Origin of the sequence: Paenibacillus lacisoli, from assembly GCF_030580655.1 — a bacterium.
Classification (GTDB): domain Bacteria; phylum Bacillota; class Bacilli; order Paenibacillales; family Paenibacillaceae; genus Paenibacillus; species Paenibacillus lacisoli.
Map to the genome: position 1 here is coordinate 93,728 of NZ_JAUQTB010000002.1, position 16,987 is coordinate 110,714.

Here is a 16,987-nt window from a genome sequence, read left to right on the forward strand (position 1 = left end):
CTCAGAATTAATCAGTCTCAGGTATGATCTTGACGGCTTGCATCACCTAAAATTTTTATCGAAAAGGACGTGTCTGTTTGTTCAAAAAAATGACGATCGCATCCATAATGGCTTTATCGCTGCTGACTGCAGCATCTACAGTAATGCCCGCATCCTCTGTCTCTGCCAATGAAGCCTATGCTGCACATGGCAGCCAAATTGTGAAAACCGCTAAATCCTATATGGGCAAGGTCATATACAAGTTCGGCACTCGTAATCCAAGCAAACTGATGTTTGACTGCTCCTCTTTCACACAATATGTATTTAAAAAGAACGGCATTTCCATTCCATGGGGCTCCCAGGCACAGGCTAAAGTGGGCAAACGTGTCTCAAGCAAGTCTAAACTTGCCGTCGGGGATCTGGTGATGTTCAGCGTGGGAAATCCTGGTAAAATCAACCATGTCGGCATCTATATCGGAAATGGCCAATTCATCAGCAACACGAAAAGCGGCGGCGTCTCAATTAACAGCATGAATAAAGGATATTGGGGCAGCCGTTATATTACGGGAAGACATTACTAATCGACAGCACAGCCAGACAAAATAACAGCCTTCCGCTGCTGCAGCGTGAAGGCTGTTATTTTGTTCAAGGCCGAAATCAAATATGACGGACCGCCTCTTGAATGGACTGGTCTCCGGACACAAGATCCACAGCACGTCTGAACGTATTCTTCTGATCCAGCACAGCAATAATAGCTGCGGCAACATCCGCACGCGGTATTCGGCCTGTCTCGATGTTATCGGCCATTCGGATTCGCCCCGTACCCGGCTCATTCACCAGACCGCCAGGACGCAGAATGGTATAGTCCAGTGCACTTTGGGTTAAGGCTCGGTCTGCAAAATGCTTCGCGACATAATAAGGCTTGATCTGTTCACTCCAGTTCTCTCTGCGGTGTGCCTGCAGGGCGCTGACCATAACAAAACGCTGTACGCCTGCTTTCTCAGCAGCTTCAACCGTTTTCACAGCACCGTCAAGGTCAATCAGCAGTGTCTTATCGGACCCTGTACTTCCGCCGGAACCTGCGGTGAATACGATGGCTTCACAGTCTCCAACTGCTTCTGCAATAGAGCTGACACTGCCCTCAAGGTCTGCCACAACGGCTTCGATCCCCTGCTTCTCAAGAGCCTTCGCCTGATCCTCACTCCGTACCATGGCTCGTACCGTATGATGCTCATGGTGCTGCAGCTGCTCTACCAGCAGTTTGCCGATTTGACCATTTGCTCCTACAACCAGTACTTTCATTATAGCTGCCTCCTTAGGGTGTGACGGCTTCTTGCTGCTGCCGCCAGATCTGTGCATGTTGATTCGTCATTTCCATCAGCTCCCGAAGGGCGGGAGACTGCCATTTCTTCGGGTGATAAGCCAGCATGGTCGAAACCCGCTGTGAACGGTCATCCCAGCCCAAACGAACCATCCGACCGGATGCCAGTTCACTGCGGACGGTAACAAGCGGCAGAAAAGACAGGCCCAGCCCGGAAATCACACACTGCTTGATCGCCTCAATGCTCCAGAATTCAAGCGTGGGATCCGGAAAAACACCATGACCGTGAAGATATTTCTCAAACAGCGAGCGATAGGAGCAGCCAGATTCCGTATGCAGAATAACCTCGTCCTTGAGCTGTTCTGGAAGTACTTTTTCCGCAGATGCCAGCCGATGCCCGCAAGGGGCCACCAGTGCCATTTCTTCTTCAATCAGCACTGAAATGTTCAGATCCTTGTCTTCATGCTGAGGCTGGAGAAGGAAGGCTAGATCCAGTTCTCCGGAACGAAGCTGATCCCCCATCTGCCAGCATAAACCGGGCTTCAAAATCATTTTGACCTGTGGATACCGCTCTTTATACTCCTGGATAATCCCGGGCAGCCGAAATGCGGCCAGCGATTCCGGGGCTCCGATTGTCAATGTGCCTGCCACCTCATGGTCGCTCTTCAGCGAGGCTTCTGCCTGACTATGGATATCAGCAATCTGTCTGGCATACGGCAGGAGTTTGCGGCCTGCCTCGGTCAGTGCAATCTTTTTACCGATCCGGTCGAACAGCGGTTGGCCGAGCTCGGTCTCCAAAGTCTGAATCTGCGCGGTTATGCTGGACTGGGCATATTCCATCTTCTGCGCCGCACGGGTAAAGCTGCCGGTCTCAACGACCACGAGGAAAGTAAATAAATGGCGGGATTCCATACATCCGCTCCTCTCTGCGTTCCTTACTGGCTTTTCCCAGAATCGTTCCATCGGAATAACCGATAGGTTGATTCGAAATATTCTGTTTTTCAGATACATTGATTATCTGATATTCTGGGTTCAAATACAAGGAAAGCAGGAGCTACTCATATGAAATCATCACATCGGCTTCAACAAACGATCGGCATGCCGCAGGCCATCGCCCTATATATCGGAGCTGTTCTGGGCTCCGGGATTCTGATTACTCCGGGTCTGGCCGCTGAAACGGCAGGTCCGGCTTCCATGCTGGCCTGGGGATTCATGACCCTTCTCATTATCCCTATGGCCTTATCGATGGGCTTGTTATCTGCCAGATACCCGAATGCCGGAGGCGTTTCCCATTTTGTAACGTTGGCTTTCGGTCCGCGGATGGGCGCACTTACAGGCTGGTTCTTCATGATGTCTGTACCGATCGGTGCCCCGGTCGCTGCCCTGACCGGAGCAGGTTATATGGCTTCTGCCCTCGGCTGGGGGGAAGAAGCCAAAGTTTTGATCGCCGCTTTCATTCTGTTGGTAGGACTGCTGATCAATGTGGCAGGCATGAAACTTGCCGGAAGCATTCAGATTGCCGTAGTGCTCGCCATTTTGGTGATTTTGGTCTTTGCCTTCCTGACCGCTGTTCCCCAAATACGTCCCGTTCACTTTCATCCTTTCATGCCCCACGGCTGGGTATCTGTAGGTCAGGCAGCCGCCATGCTGTTCTGGTGCTTTATCGGCTGGGAAGCAGTCTCCCACTTATCCGAGGAATTCAAGGATCCACAGCGCGCAGCCATCAAAGGGGTGACCATTGCGGCAATAATCGTAGGTATCTTATATTTTCTGACGGCACTGGCTGCCGTCGGCACACAAAGTTACTTAGCAGCTGACTCCGGTGCTTCACTGGTATGGATTATCAGCGGTCCCCTCGGTCAGGCAGGTGCCGTCATTGCCGGTCTGACCGGCGTATTCATCTGCATGGCCACGATCATCGCCTACGTAGGGGCTGCCTCCCGGGTAGCTTATGCTCTGGCCAGCCAGGGTCATGCTCCAGGGTGGTTTCTCCGTCAATCTAGTCGTTACGGCACCCCTGTCGGCGCTCTTGGGTTCCTTGCACTTTGCTTCACTGCAGTGCTTAGTCTATATGCGAGCGGTACGCTGTCGCTTTCTACATTGATTCAACTGCCGAATGCCTCCTTTATCCTGACTTATCTGGGTGGATGTGCGGCAGGGATCAAGCTGCTGAAAGATTACCGCTGGGGAAGCAAAATCAGCTGGATTTCTTTTGCCGCCACGCTGGCTATTTTCCCTTTTACCGGCTGGGCTGTTCTGTACCCGTGTGCTATTGTTATCCTCTTCTTCCTTTACACAAGACTCACTCGGCGTCCTGCTTCCCTGCAGGAGGGATCCATTCGAGGCAGAGCAAATTGACAACATCTGGTCCTATTCTATAATGGGGAAGATAGGTTTATTATTCTGTAAGCATGAGGAGTTATACGGATGAACCAATATGTTATTTTCAATCTGGGAAGTACACCCTGCGCCATTTCATTCAGTGAGGTTGAAGAAATTATGGCCGCGAAGAAAGGAACGCCCCTGCCCTTTGCCGAGCCTTGGCATGAGGGAGTGATCACCGTGCGCGGCGAGCTGTATACCGTCATGAATCTGACCAAAAGATTCAATCTTTCATCACAGTCCGCTGAACCCGACAAAATGGTACTTCTGCGCCGGGAGAAGATTGCTCTCCTGGTCGATGAGCTGCGGGATACAGCTTCTGTTGAAGACAATGACATCCTTGATAATGACGACAGCAGACTCAAAGAATTTTTCCCGCATGTCTTTGTCCATGGCCCTCAAAGTGTGTGTATTCTTGAGACCGAGTCGCTGCTGGAATCCGGCAATTAAAACGTTCTATATCCCTATCAAGCACCTTACCTCAGCTGATGCTGAGGAAGGGTGCTTTTTTTGTATACGCCCCTGTCTGGAAACATGCAGGTATATGCCGTGCCCCGCAGGACGAAAGTGTATATTTTATAAGGTATAGAAAGGATGAGGCATAATGAGCTTCTACAGAGTCAAAGGGAAGATGGTAAAACACCGACTGATGCGTAAGGAGTCTTCCCTCCGCCGGCACATTCCTGAAACGCATTGGTTCTCCATCCCTCAACTGCGCCGTTTGCTGCGTAAATACGGCGTCGTTTTCCTTAAGCCTGACCGCGGGAGCGGCGGCAAAGGCATTATCCGGATTACTCGAATCCGTAAAGGCCGATACCTGATTCGTCAGGGAACCCGGCGAACCCTCGCGGGCAGAAAAGCCTTGGATCAGCTGCTATGGAAAATGAACCGCTCGTCCCGTTCTTACCTGGTACAGCGCGGGCTCCACCTGGCAAAATACCGAGGACGGAAATTCGACATTCGTATGTATATGCAAAATCCCTCCTCCCATTGGATTGTATCTGGTATGGCAGCCCGAGTAGCACCAAAACGTCTTGTCGTAACCAACTATCTTCAAGGCGGCAGCGTTGTTCCTCTTTCAAGAGCATTAAGACCGCTCCTGGGCAGCAGCAGGGCCGCCAGATACAAAATCCGCCGCTGTAAGCGGCTATCTAAGCGAATAGCCCGCGTTCTCCACAGACACTATCCAGATATTCGGGAACTGGGAATTGATCTTGCTGTTGATCGTAAGCACCGGATCTGGATCATCGAAGCCAACTCCCGTCCGCAGCACAAATTGTTTTACAGATTGCCCAGCTGCCGAATGCTGCGGAGGATCCGGCGTAACAAAGCATTCATTGACAGTCACCGGCATGGCTGAAAATCCGCCTCAATTCCATGGAGAAAGGAGCAATGAATTTAAATATGAAAAATACTTCTCAATTAAGACAGATGCTGCAGAGTGATCAGCTTGAATTTATCATGGAAGCCCACCATGGACTGTCCGCCCGCATTGTAGAGGAGGCCGGTTTCAAAGGCATCTGGGCCAGCGGCCTGTCCATTTCAGCTTCGCTGGGTGTGAGAGACAGCAACGAGGCGTCGTGGACGCAGGTGCTGGATATTCTGGAATTCATGACGGACGCCGTATCCATTCCCATCCTGCTGGACGGAGACACAGGGTACGGTAACTTCAACAATGCACGCCGGCTTGTACAGAAGCTGGAACAGCGTAAGGTCGCAGGCGTATGCATCGAGGATAAACTTTTCCCCAAAACCAATTCCTTCCTGGATAACGGGATTCAATCACTGGCAGACATCGATGAGTTCTGCGGGAAAATCAAAGCGATGAAGGATACACAGAATGACCCAGACTTTGTAGTAGTAGCCCGGATTGAAGCGTTGATCGCCGGCTGCGGACACGAGGAAGCACTCCGCCGGGCAGAGGCTTATCGCCGTGCTGGGGCGGACGCTGTTCTGGTGCACAGTAAACGCAGCGATGCCAACGAAATACAGGCCTTTATGAACGAATGGTCCAATCGGCTTCCCGTCATCATCGTGCCTACCAAGTATTACACAACACCAACGGATATCTTCAGACAAATGGGTATCAGCACCGTCATTTGGGCCAACCATAATCTGCGGTCATCTGTAACCGCCATGCAGCAGACAACCCGACAGATTTTCAAGGACGAGAGTCTGGCAGGTATAGAACAATCTGTTGCAACCGTCGATGAGATTTTCAGACTCCAGAATGTCGATGAACTGCAGCGGGCAGAATCGAAGTACCTTCCTTCTGGCGGCAAAGGATTAGGAGGCGGCTAAATGATGATGAATACACACCGATTTGGCGAAAGACTCAAGGAAGCTGGGTTCGATTTCTTCACAGGCGTCCCTTGTTCTTTCCTCAAGCCTCTGATTAATTATGCCATCAATGATTGTGAATATGTTGGAGCAGCGAATGAAGGTCAGGCTATGGCCATAGCCAGCGGCGTATACTTGGGAGGCCGCAAGCCGGTCGTACTCATGCAAAACTCCGGCCTGGCCAATGCCGTTTCCCCGCTCGTTTCGCTCAATCATCCTTTTCAGATTCCGGTGCTTGGCTTTGTGAGTCTGCGCGGGGAAGCCGGTATTCCTGATGAACCTCAGCATGAGTTGATGGGAAAGATCACCACACAACTGCTGGATCTAATGGAGGTGCCATGGGCTTATCTGAAGCCGGACCCTGAAATGATAGAAACTCAGATTCAGATGGCAAGCAGCATGATCGATAAGGGCAGCCCTTTCTTTTTTGTCGTTCAAAAAGGCACCTTTCAGTCCGAGCCGCTGCAGCCCCAGATCAGGCGGGAGGCAGTCAATCAGGTGAAGAGGTTACCCTACCGCAAAGACGAACGGCCATCTCGGTATGTCCTATTACAGTGCCTTGACCGTTGGAGACACGCGTCAACTATCCTGCTGGCTACAACAGGCAAAACAGGCCGTGAACTATACGAAGTAAAGGACACGGCCAGCAACCTTTACATGGTTGGCTCCATGGGGTGTATCAGCTCTATGGGGCTTGGTGTTGCCTTAACATCTCCGCATCATAAGGTTGTCGTCATTGACGGAGACGGTTCCCTGCTCATGCATATGGGGACGCTGGCTACGATTGCACATTACGGGCCGCCCAACCTGCTTCACCTGCTCATCGACAATGAAGCACACGACTCGACCGGAGGGCAGAACACGGTTTCGGGCCATGTGCATTTCGTTGACATTGCAGCCGCCTGCGGATATGCCAGTGCTTACTATGTGCACAATCTGGAGGAATTAGAGCAGTACTATAAGGCGTGGCAGAGTGAGGGTGGTTTGACCTTCCTTCACATTAAAATTGCAGGCGGCTCGCGCAAGGAGCTTGGTCGCCCCCATATCAGACCCTTTGAGGTCGCTGAACGGTTGAAACAGCACCTGCAAAACCTGCCGCCCGATACAAAGGAAGATGCGAAATGTTAAATAAATCTTTGAGCAGAAACGTTATATTAACCCCCGGACCCGCAACAACAACCGATACGGTCAAAATGGCACAGATTGTGCCGGATATCTGTCCGCGTGAGCCCGAGTTTGGGCTGCTGATGAGGCAAGTGACAGAACAGCTGACTGCCATGGTTTCCAGCACGGCAGAATACGCAGCCGTCCTGTTTGGAGGTTCTGGTACTGCTGCCGTCGAGGCTGCTGTCAGTTCGGTTGTCGGTGAAGGAACTCTGCTGATCGTCAACAACGGTGCTTATGGACAGCGAATCTGTGAGATCGCGGACATATACCAGATCAAGCATGTCGTCTTTCCTTCCCCTTCCGACAAGCCGTTGGATCTAGAAGCCCTTGAAGCGGAGCTGAGCCGTCCTGGCTGCAAGATCACCCATCTGGCCATCGTTCATCATGAGACAACGACAGGTCTGTTGAACCCTGTACCTGAGATCGGTGAACTTTGCCAGCTTCATCACATCCAACTGGTCGTCGACGCCATCTCCTCTTTTGCAGCGGTTCCCATCGATATGAAGAGCATGAATATTTCTTATCTGATCTCCAGCTCGAACAAGAACATCCAGGGAATGCCAGGCATTTCTTTTGTTATTGCACCTCATCACCTGCTGAATTCATTAAAGGAACACCCTAAACGCAGTCTTTATCTTGATTTGTATGAACAATATCGTTTTTTTCAGCAGACTTCCCAGATGCGCTTCACCCCTCCAGTTCAAACCCTCTACGCTTTGCATCAGGCACTGGATGAGCTCATTCAGGAAGGTGTTGCTGCCAGGTACGCCAGGTACTGCCGTTCCTGGGACCGGCTGCAGGAAGGGCTGCATGCGCTGGGTCTGCGTACCCTTGTCAGTGAAGAGGTGAACGCCAAGCTGCTGATCTCTGTTATTGAGCCCCTGCATGATCATTATCATTTTCAGGAACTCCATGACCACTTATATCAAAAGGGGGTCACCATTTATCCCGGTAAACTGTCTCAGCAGCGAACATTCCGAATTGGCGTCATCGGAGCTGTGAATGCCGATGACATAGACCACTGTCTTGGTTATATCGAGGAATATTTGACCATGATCGGATTTCTGCCAGAAAGAGGTGAATGTGATGGCTAAAGACTACTCCAGAGATAAGCTGAAAAAGCATCGATTTATGGAAGGATCGAGCCGGCTGTCTGCCCATCTTCCCAAGACCCGTCGGTTTGCCTTCAAGCATTTCGATAAGCTTCTGCGTCAATATGGCGCTGTCGTTGTGAAACCCATCGGAGGAAGCCGGGGGCGCAATGTGTTCCAGGTCTCCTATACCGGCAATCAGGTGTATCAGCTGCAGCTGGATGATCAGAAAACTCGTATACATGGACGCCGTGAAGCGTATCGTTACATCAAACAGCAAATAGGCAGCCGTAAGTATATGGTGCAGCGGCTGATCTCAAGAGCTACAGTCAAGGGACGTCCGTTCGACATGAGGATCATCGTTCAGCGAAAAAAGCGTTCTTCCCGCTGGAAGGTCACCGCCCGATTAGCTAAAATCGCAGGAGAGGGTTACATTGTCTCCAATCTGACCCGTAGTCACGGTATCCCGCTGCGGATGAGCAAGGCACTCCGGCACTCCTCTCTGCGGCACATGAGGCCCCTGGTGCTTAAAAAACGTGTTGACCGTATATCGATCCATGCTGCCAGGCGTCTTCGTCGACTTTTCCCCGGTCACCGGATTTACGGACTGGATGTCGCACTGGACCGCGGAGGATATGCCTGGATTATCGAAGCTAACCTATTCCCTTCCATGTCGCATTTCCGCAAGCTCGGTAATGCGCGATTGCTCCGCCGGATACAGCGTTACAGGCATTAGGGCAATTAGATTTTATATAAATGAAAACAAGCGCCCTTCTGTGAAGGGCGCTTGCTGTATTCTCTTCTCTGCTTATTATTCTTGGTCAAAACGGATAACAAAGTAATTCTTTTTGCCGCGGCGAAGCACCAGATATTTGCCATGCAGGCGCTGCCCGGATTCAATAACCGTTTCCAGGCCGCTCTGCTTCTCGCCGTTAACGTACACAGCACCGCTCTCGATATCCTGTCTGGCCTGACGGCGGGATGGTGCTGCCTTCGTTTCGATCAGCAGATCAATCAGCGCGTTCTCTGTGCTGCCGTCTGTAATGACCGTTGTCGGCATATCCTGCAGTGCCTCCGTCAAATCCGCTTCGCTCAGCTCGGTAAAGTTGCCGGAGAACAGCGCCTGTGTGATCTTCTCGGCACTGTCTACCGCCTCCTGGCCGTGAACCAGACGAGTTACTTGGCGTGCAAGCTCCCGCTGGGCAATCCGCTGCTCCGGTGCCTGCTGATGCTGCTCTTCCAGTGCTGTAATCTCGTCCTTATTCAGGAATGTAAAGTACTTCAGAAACTTGATAACGTCATTGTCATCGGTATTAATCCAGAATTGGTAAAACTGGTAGGCCGAGGTTTTGCTGCGGTCCAGCCAGACTGCGCCTGATTCGGATTTGCCGAATTTTTTGCCGTCACTTTTCGTTACGAGCGGCACTGTCATACCGAAGGCATCGCCTCCGCCCATTTTGCCGATCAGATCCAGACCTGCTGTGATGTTCCCCCACTGGTCGCTGCCGCCGATCTGCAGGGCACAGCCATGATCGGTGTGCAGTCTGTGGAAGTCGTAAGCCTGCAGGATCATGTAGCTGAATTCGGTAAAGGAAATGCCATTCGCCAGTCGAGAATCCACGGAATCTTTGGCCAGCATGTAGTTTACGGTAAAGTTCTTGCCCACGTCGCGCAGGAAAGAGATCGTATCCAGCTTGGAGAGCCAATCATAGTTGCTAACCAGCTTGCCGGCGGAGGCCCCTTCTCCAAAGTCCAGGAAGCGGGACAGCTGGTCCTTCAGCCGGTTGGTCCATTGTGCTACCGTATCAGCTGTATTGAGGGACCGTTCCGTGGAGCGGCCGCTTGGATCGCCTATCAGTCCAGTACCGCCGCCGACCAGTGCCACGGGAATATGCCCCGCCAGCTGGAAACGGCGCAGAATCAATACAGGAAGCAAGTGTCCGATATGCAGACTGTCTGCCGTCGGGTCAAAGCCGGAGTACAATACAACCGGTTCATCATTCAGCTTCTTGGCCAGACCATCCCGATCCGTAAACTGGTAAACGAGGCCTCTGTATTCAAGGTCCTCCAGCAGTTCATTGTTTACTTGGTTTGTGGTTTCATTCGTCATCTTCTCCTGCTCCTTCTTGTCAAAATAAAAAAAGACCCGCCCTGTCATTCGACAGGGACGAGTCATCGCGTTACCACCCTAATTGGCCCATCTCCATAAGGACATGTCAGCCCACCTCTAATCGGATAACGGCCGATCTCCGTCCCGCTCCTTCCGTTCATAACGGTTTCGGCAGCAGGAAGCTCCAAGACGTAATTCACGTTCGCCCGTGTACCGGCTTGCACCACCCGCCGGCTCTCTGTTACTCCGAGATCGTCCGCTACTTCTTCTTATCTTCGCTTCAATATGAAATTGCTTAGTGCATTTATATCACAGCTTCCCGCACGCTGTCAATTTGCTGTCATTCAGGCATTAAGTTCGTATTCACTGAATGAATAGCGCCACAATGGATAGCATCCTTTCTGGCGCACTATTGCATATATAGCAGCCGGACAGCTCCCTGAATCCTAGAGGACCCCGCTGCTCTTCTCGTCAAACAGCTCCAGCTGAATCATGCCGTCCGGGACGGTCTTGCAGGATTGAACTTCATAGATCCGCCGTGTCAGTCTCGACATGAGTCGGTCCCCGGCCCGTACTGTATATTCCTCACGATAATCGCCCACTTTGCTGAACCCGCTGGAAATATGTATGTAGATCAATCCTCCGCGCTTTTTTCCGTTTACCAGCATGGCCACTTCCCCTTTCTGTCGCTGCGCAGCGTAAGCATGCACATGTTCTTCTTATATCGGCAGATCGGATAAAAATGTGAACATTCCCCGGTACGACGGGCTGCAGTATCATGACCTAGTCGGTCGTGCGCACTTGACTCGGATGACGGTAGTATTCGATTGTATCGATAAAGCAGACGTCGTACTGCGCACTGATCTCGGACAAATCGTACAGCTTGCCCTCACCTTTATTCATAGCAGCAAACACAATATCATGGCGCAGCACATCCATCGGAATTTTGCCGAGCAGCCCGCCTTCATAAGATTGATATCTGGCACGGAACTCTTCATCCGTTCGATAAACGATATTATAGGTGACTTCTACAAAAGCATTAACCAGAAACAGACGGTTCTCCTCCTGCTGCACCGCAGTATAATAATTCCCGCGTTCGTCGCGGATCAGATCTGTGAACAATTGAATACCGCTGGACACATAAACGCCCCCTTGTCAAAATTTCATACAAGTACATTATCTCTCAATCAAGGGCTTCTAAGCAAAAATTCAGTCAAAAAACAGCATGCTTCCATTCCAGAGGCATGCTGTTTTCTGCTGCGAACAACCGTACAAGTGACGGACTGCTCATCATTTCCCGCTATTGAATCCTTCCTTCAGCCAGGAAGTGGCGAGTGTAATTGCCCCCTTGGCTGCATGAGTATCCGCCAGCGCATGAAGCATCACGAAATCATGAATGATCCCTCTGAAGCGTACCGCCATTACGTCTACACCCGCTTCACGCAGCTTGTCCGCGTAGGCTTCACCTTCATCGCGCAGGACGTCCGCTTCTCCCGTAATCACGAGCGCTGGCGGAAGATCCTTCAGCTGTTCCAGTGAGGCCCGCAGCGGTGAAGCAGTAACCTGAGCGCGTTCTTCAGGTGCAGTCGTGTATTGATCCCAGAACCACTGCATGCCTTCACGAGCCAGGAAATAGCCGGTTGCAAACTCATGATAGGATTCCGTATCGAAAGAGGCATCCGTCACCGGATAGAAGAGCAGCTGCCGCTTGATACGCGGACCGCTGCGCTCCTTCGCCATCAGCGTAACTGCCGCGGTCATATTACCGCCGACACTGTCACCGCCAACGACGAGCTGCTCGGCATCAAGCCCGTATTGGGCTCCATGCTGGGCAACCCACTGCACCACCGCATAAATTTCCTCAATCGCCGTCGGATATTTGGCTTCCGGCGACAGACTGTAATTGGGGAAAACAACAGCTGCATTCGCCCCAACAGCTAATTTGCGGATCAGGAGATCATGAGTATGGGCGTTACCGAACACCCAGCCTGCGCCATGAATATAGACAATGACAGGCAGTACCGGAGGTGCATTCAGCGGCTTGACGATCCGGACGGATACCTCTGCGCCTTGGCCGCCCGGAACCTGAATATCCTGAATGTCTACCTCCGGCTTGTCAATCGGGCTCGATTGGACTTCATCGACGGTTTGACGTCCTTTTTCGGGTCCCAGCTGATATAGAAAGGGAGGTTTGGCGTTCTGATCAGCAAAAGCTTGCGCTGCGGGTTCGAGCTGTACTTTTTTAGCCATAAGGGGTTGCTCCTCTCGGTTTCAGTTCCATCATTACTTCAATCTGAAATACTGCTAATTGTTTAACCGGTCCCCTTGCCCCTTAAACCATTGCCAACTATTGAGTTACGCTCAAGTTCATTTGTCAGCTCCCGGTGTATGCGCTGCAGCAGATGGTCCATCGCCTCCGGAGTAATCTTGTTACCATCCGGCTCTAAATCCCTCAAGGAGTCCAACAGCACCCGCTTGTCATGAATATGACCCAAGTCTTCCTGCACCTGTTTGTACTTCTGCTCATGATTACGAAATTTTTGATCAATTGCAAAAGAGGCAGCGGAAGCTGTGTAACGCAATCCTTTGGCAGCGATCCGGAGCTTGTGCAGAGCCCGGTATGCCTGCTCGGAATCCGCACCATGATTCTTGGCCGCTGTACGGTAGTCCTGTTTTCTCTGGTCAAAAGCAACCTCCTGCTCCCTCATGACGACATTGACGTCAAGCACTGCAGCATGAGCCGGCATCTCCTTCTTCAGCCATTCCTTCCATTCCGTCTTCTGCTGAACTCCAACGAGCTTGGGCAGCTGACGGGACAGCTTTCTGCGGTATTTTTTTCTCCGCTTCTTGTGGATGTCAATCGCGAGCTTCAGCACATCTGCTTCTGCTTTCCTCCCCTTTTGGGCAGCCTTCTTCTTTCTGATCTTCAGGGCTTCGATCATCACGTCGGCATCTCTTACCCTGCCAAGCCGTTTCTGTGCTTGTTTCAGATTGTGAATGAGCGGCCGGGTGTCCTCGCCTCCCATCAGACCCAGCAGAGTAATCAGCTTTCGGCTGTTCACCCTGGCCTGATGAATATCTTCAGCATCAAATTCCATGACTGCCCGGCGGCTCCGTTTGCGGAATTTTTGGTACAGCAGCTGCAGCCCGTCTCTCCACAGCTCCTCTGCCTGACCACCGTTGTGTTCCCTGCTCGTATGGTGTGCCACAATCATCCCTCCTGACTGGATTCTATATGAATCCTTACATCAATCCTTGAGAGGTTAAACATCACTCCAGGACCAGCGGTGCGAATAAGCTTCCAGACGAGGATGAAGTGTTTCGAAAGGCGGAATGATCAGCAGGCGGATTTTTTTGATCCATTCCTCGAACGTTGAATAAGAAGCGATTGCATTCGCCATCTCGGGAGTAACATATAGAAACAGCGGAGATTCGTACTTCTCCTCCAGATGACGGAGAGCGGAATCGACCGGCGTATATTTTTTCCGCTTCCCCTCCAGGTTCTCGACCATTACATGATGACGGCCGCTGTGCCGTTTCCAGTCATGCAGACGATCCTCCCTTTTATAGAGGGAGCTGACCGGTTCCTTGAACATGCGCCGAACGGTCTCCTCATGCAGCGGGTACAATACAAGCTTGGCAAAAGCCCGCTTCTGTGCCACTAGGGCTGCTGTCTCCAACTCCGTTTCTGTGGTGTGTTCAAAAGTGTCATAGTATACGAGTGTTCCTTTCTGCCGCTCTGCTGGCGGTTCATAGCCATAAGGGACATGCTGCAGCTGTCTGGGCATGGATAACGTCCTCCTAACATGGAATTAAAGTGGGAATATGCGGAACGGTTGTATAAAAAACGTCTTCCTACTCTATATTATTAACCGATATGGAGTCGATAACCGGATGAAAAAGGAGGCTGTTTATCCATGCCAACCTGGATGGAAGTGATTATACGCACATCCCTGGCGATTATTGTTTTGTTCATCATTACCAAAATTCTTGGCAAGCGGCAGGTTTCCCAGCTTTCCCTGTTCGAATACATTACGGGCATTTCCATTGGTAACCTGGCTGGAGCCATCTCATTGGACCTCGATAATACCTGGTTCCTCGGTGTGCTCTCCTTGGGCGTATGGGTGCTTTTTTCGCTCGGGATTGAAATGATGCAGATCAAGAACAAGAAAATCAGGGATTTTGTCGACGGCAAGTCTACCCCCCTCATCCAGGACGGACATATACTCGAAGCCAATCTCAAGAAGGAGCGGCTGACCTCCGATGAGTTAATGGAGCAGCTGCGGAGTAAAAACGTCTTCCGGATGGCTGATGTGGAGTTTGCCACCATGGAGCCCAACGGGATGATTAATGTATTGCTGAAAAAAGAATTACTCCCGCTGACTCCCCAGGATATGAGCCTCACCATGCCCAGAGAACAGGAGCCCGAACCGCTGATCATGGACGGCAAAGTACTGCAGGACAAGCTGCGTCAGGTCAGATGGAGCCAGCAACAGCTGGACAAGGAACTGCGCAAATTAGGGGTGGAGAGCAAGGATGTCTTCCTCGCCCAGCTGGATTCACATGGACAGCTGTATGTGGATTTGTACAATGACCAGCAGCAAATCACGCAGTACAATGATTTGAACGGCCTGATGACCATGCTGCAGAACTGCGAGACCCAGCTGAAAAAGCTGCAGAACGCCCCTTCCGAGAAAGAACGCCAGCGGCTGCAGCATCAGTGTGAACAGGAGATTAACGCTGCAATCCAAAAGGTTAAGGCCCGTAATCCGAATAGTATACAGGGATCATAAAAAAACTCTTGCTTTCAAAGTCTTAACTTAGTAATATAATATTTGTAGTTACGAAGTAAAAGAAAGCAAGTACATTTTAGGAGGTTATTATTTCATGGCTCACGTATTATTTGTTAAAGCAAACAACCGTCCGGTAGAACAAGCTGCTACTGTTAAACTCTACGAGAGTTTCCTCAAAACATACAAAGAACAGCATCCTGACGATCTGGTAACAGAACTTAACCTGTTCGAAGCAGATCTTCCTTACTATGACAACGACATGATGAATGGTTTGTACAAAGCGGCTAATGGCTACGAAGCTACACCTGAAGAGACCAAAGCTGCTGGACTTGCGAATACATACCTGGATCAATTCCTGGGTGCCGACAAAGTCGTGTTCGCATTCCCTCTGTGGAACTTCACGATTCCTGCCCAACTGCTGACTTACCTGTTCTACCTGAACCAAGCAGGCAAAACATTCAAATACACAGCTGAAGGTCCTGTAGGACTGGTTGGCGAGAAAAAAGTCGCTCTGCTGAACGCACGCGGTGGTGTATACTCCGAGGGCCCTATGGCTGCTATGGAAATGTCCCTGAACTATGTGAAAAACGTTCTGGCCTTCTGGGGCGTTAACAACCCTGAAGTTGTTGTTATGGAAGGACACAACCAATTCCCGGATCGCGCTGAATCCATCATCCAGGATGCTGTCAAAGCCGCTTCCGATCTGGCTGCACGCTTCTAATTCAAGTCTTTCCTATCAGGACCCAAAGACCCGTTTATACGGGTCTTTTTTGCATTTCAGATCAACCTGGATTAGCATAACAGACAGATCAACGTTAGAAAACCGAGGCCGCAGGACAAGCCAAGTTTAACTTCAAAGGAGCCATGCCTATGATTTATCTGATCACCTATCTCTCCGATGGCTTCAGGGTAAAAGGATACCTATATCTCCCCGTAGGGATCGGAATGGATGCAAATTCGCTTCAGGCCTGGGTTCAGTCCTACTATGACAGAGATGACCTTACAGTAGAGGAAGCTGCCTGTATCTGGCCCAGGAAAGAAACGCTCCCTCCCGGTTCGGCTCTCCAGCTGCCGCTGTTCGTTTACTGCCGCGGCGGTATCGGCAGGGTAGGCCGGGTCCGCCTAGACTGGCTCGAGGTATTCGCCCAGCATAACTCCATCCTGTTCGCGCCCTGCTACAGGGGGAATGAAGGAGGAGAAGGCCGTGATGAGTTCGGCGGTGCGGATCAAACGGACGTTGTTGCAGGGATCGAACTGCTGCAATCCTTGCCATGGATCCAGGCATCCAATGTGAGTATCATGGGCTTCTCGCGGGGTTCCATTAACGCGGCAGCCGCTGCAATCCGTACGGATGTAATTGGCCAGCTGGTCATTTGGGGCGGCGTCTCTGACCTTGCCGCTACTTACGAAGAACGGGTAGATCTGCGCCGTATGATGAAAAGAGTCATTGGAGGCACTCCCGCCCGCAGGCCGGAAGCCTATGCATCACGTTCCCCTGTCATACATGCACCGGAACTGAAGTGTCCTGTTCTTATCATTCATGGTACGGATGATAGTCAGGTCGATTATAGCCACGGGCAGAGGCTTTATAAAAGACTGCTCGAGCTGAATGCGGATACAGATATGCTGACACTGGACCATCAGGGTCATCATTTACCCAGAAATCGGTTCATTCAGACGGTCCAAGAGATGTTCGCATGGATTGAACAGAAAAGAAATTACCAATAATTCCATAATGCCCGATTGTTCGCTCATCTGCTACCATGGATCAGTTGAAACCAATTTCCATGGGAAGAGGATGAGT

19 protein-coding genes and 1 other annotated feature are annotated in these 16,987 nt (G+C 51.1%); of the genes, 11 read left to right on the top strand and 8 right to left on the bottom strand.

The features are described 5' to 3' along the window. Positions 1-77 precede the first annotated feature (77 nt). Positions 78-560, top strand: a complete 483-nt coding sequence (locus Q5741_RS04200) for a C40 family peptidase (RefSeq protein WP_305022813.1) — start codon at positions 78-80, stop codon at positions 558-560. Between the two features lie 76 nt (positions 561-636). On the opposite strand, the gene Q5741_RS04205 is transcribed toward Q5741_RS04200, so the two are convergent. After that, a complete protein-coding gene (locus tag Q5741_RS04205) occupies positions 637-1,281 on the bottom strand; it encodes an SDR family oxidoreductase (RefSeq protein WP_305022814.1) in 645 nt (214 codons plus the stop codon). Between the two features lie 13 nt (positions 1,282-1,294). After that, on the bottom strand, positions 1,295-2,212 hold the full coding sequence (locus tag Q5741_RS04210) for a LysR family transcriptional regulator (RefSeq protein WP_305022815.1): 918 nt from the start codon (positions 2,210-2,212) through the stop codon (positions 1,295-1,297). A gap of 150 nt (positions 2,213-2,362) precedes the next feature. On the opposite strand from Q5741_RS04210, the gene Q5741_RS04215 reads away from it, so the two are divergent. The 7 genes from Q5741_RS04215 (at position 2,363) to Q5741_RS04245 (ending at position 9,016) form a co-directional block, all read left to right on the top strand. Further along, entirely contained in the window at positions 2,363-3,658 is a 1,296-nt protein-coding gene (locus Q5741_RS04215; protein ID WP_305022816.1) for an APC family permease, read from the top strand. 69 nt (positions 3,659-3,727) lie between these two features. Next, positions 3,728-4,132: a chemotaxis protein CheW gene (locus Q5741_RS04220; protein ID WP_305022817.1), complete on the top strand. Its 405-nt coding sequence runs from the start codon at positions 3,728-3,730 to the stop codon at positions 4,130-4,132. A 154-nt stretch (positions 4,133-4,286) separates the two neighbouring features. Next, complete coding sequence (locus Q5741_RS04225) at positions 4,287-5,042, top strand: YheC/YheD family protein (RefSeq protein ID WP_305022818.1); 756 nt, start codon at positions 4,287-4,289, stop codon at positions 5,040-5,042. A gap of 44 nt (positions 5,043-5,086) precedes the next feature. Continuing rightward, positions 5,087-5,983 (top strand): phosphoenolpyruvate mutase, encoded by an 897-nt coding sequence (aepX, locus tag Q5741_RS04230; protein WP_305022819.1) that lies wholly within the window; start codon positions 5,087-5,089, stop codon positions 5,981-5,983. A gap of 3 nt (positions 5,984-5,986) precedes the next feature. Next, positions 5,987-7,150, top strand: coding sequence for a phosphonopyruvate decarboxylase (gene aepY, locus Q5741_RS04235; RefSeq protein WP_305023325.1), 1,164 nt, complete (start codon positions 5,987-5,989; stop codon positions 7,148-7,150). Further along, positions 7,144-8,283, top strand: coding sequence for a 2-aminoethylphosphonate aminotransferase (locus tag Q5741_RS04240; RefSeq protein ID WP_305022820.1), 1,140 nt, complete (start codon positions 7,144-7,146; stop codon positions 8,281-8,283). Before aepY ends, Q5741_RS04240 begins: the two co-directional genes overlap by 7 nt. Beyond that, positions 8,276-9,016 carry a YheC/YheD family protein gene (locus tag Q5741_RS04245; protein ID WP_305022821.1) on the top strand — a complete coding sequence of 247 codons (741 nt, stop codon included), beginning with the start codon at positions 8,276-8,278 and terminating at the stop codon, positions 9,014-9,016. Before Q5741_RS04240 ends, Q5741_RS04245 begins: the two co-directional genes overlap by 8 nt. 75 nt (positions 9,017-9,091) lie before the next feature. On the opposite strand, the gene tyrS is transcribed toward Q5741_RS04245, so the two are convergent. From tyrS to Q5741_RS04275, 6 genes are all read right to left on the bottom strand, one after another. After that, the gene (tyrS, locus tag Q5741_RS04250; protein WP_305022822.1) at positions 9,092-10,390 is read right to left on the bottom strand and encodes a tyrosine--tRNA ligase; all 1,299 of its coding nucleotides are present in this window, start codon (positions 10,388-10,390) and stop codon (positions 9,092-9,094) included. A 50-nt stretch (positions 10,391-10,440) separates the two neighbouring features. Then, positions 10,441-10,675: a binding site (T-box leader), on the bottom strand. 161 nt (positions 10,676-10,836) lie between these two features. Beyond that, the gene (locus tag Q5741_RS04255; RefSeq protein WP_305022823.1) at positions 10,837-11,058 is read right to left on the bottom strand and encodes a hypothetical protein; all 222 of its coding nucleotides are present in this window, start codon (positions 11,056-11,058) and stop codon (positions 10,837-10,839) included. Positions 11,059-11,173: 115 nt separating this feature from the next. Then, positions 11,174-11,530 (bottom strand): hypothetical protein, encoded by a 357-nt coding sequence (locus Q5741_RS04260; RefSeq protein ID WP_305022824.1) that lies wholly within the window; start codon positions 11,528-11,530, stop codon positions 11,174-11,176. A 150-nt stretch (positions 11,531-11,680) separates the two neighbouring features. Beyond that, positions 11,681-12,640 (bottom strand): alpha/beta hydrolase, encoded by a 960-nt coding sequence (locus Q5741_RS04265; protein WP_305022825.1) that lies wholly within the window; start codon positions 12,638-12,640, stop codon positions 11,681-11,683. A gap of 62 nt (positions 12,641-12,702) precedes the next feature. Continuing rightward, complete coding sequence (locus Q5741_RS04270; RefSeq protein WP_305022826.1) at positions 12,703-13,599, bottom strand: CHAD domain-containing protein; 897 nt, start codon at positions 13,597-13,599, stop codon at positions 12,703-12,705. 54 nt (positions 13,600-13,653) lie between these two features. After that, on the bottom strand, positions 13,654-14,178 hold the full coding sequence (locus tag Q5741_RS04275; protein ID WP_305022827.1) for a hypothetical protein: 525 nt from the start codon (positions 14,176-14,178) through the stop codon (positions 13,654-13,656). A 129-nt stretch (positions 14,179-14,307) separates the two neighbouring features. On the opposite strand from Q5741_RS04275, the gene Q5741_RS04280 reads away from it, so the two are divergent. The 3 genes from Q5741_RS04280 to Q5741_RS04290 all read left to right on the top strand — a co-directional run bounded on the left by Q5741_RS04280 (position 14,308) and on the right by Q5741_RS04290 (position 16,911). Then, positions 14,308-15,183, top strand: a complete 876-nt coding sequence (locus Q5741_RS04280; RefSeq protein ID WP_305022828.1) for a DUF421 domain-containing protein — start codon at positions 14,308-14,310, stop codon at positions 15,181-15,183. 94 nt (positions 15,184-15,277) lie between these two features. Next, positions 15,278-15,904 carry an FMN-dependent NADH-azoreductase gene (locus Q5741_RS04285; protein ID WP_305022829.1) on the top strand — a complete coding sequence of 209 codons (627 nt, stop codon included), beginning with the start codon at positions 15,278-15,280 and terminating at the stop codon, positions 15,902-15,904. Between the two features lie 149 nt (positions 15,905-16,053). Beyond that, positions 16,054-16,911: an alpha/beta hydrolase family protein gene (locus Q5741_RS04290; RefSeq protein ID WP_305022830.1), complete on the top strand. Its 858-nt coding sequence runs from the start codon at positions 16,054-16,056 to the stop codon at positions 16,909-16,911. The last annotated feature ends 76 nt before the right edge of the window (positions 16,912-16,987 follow it).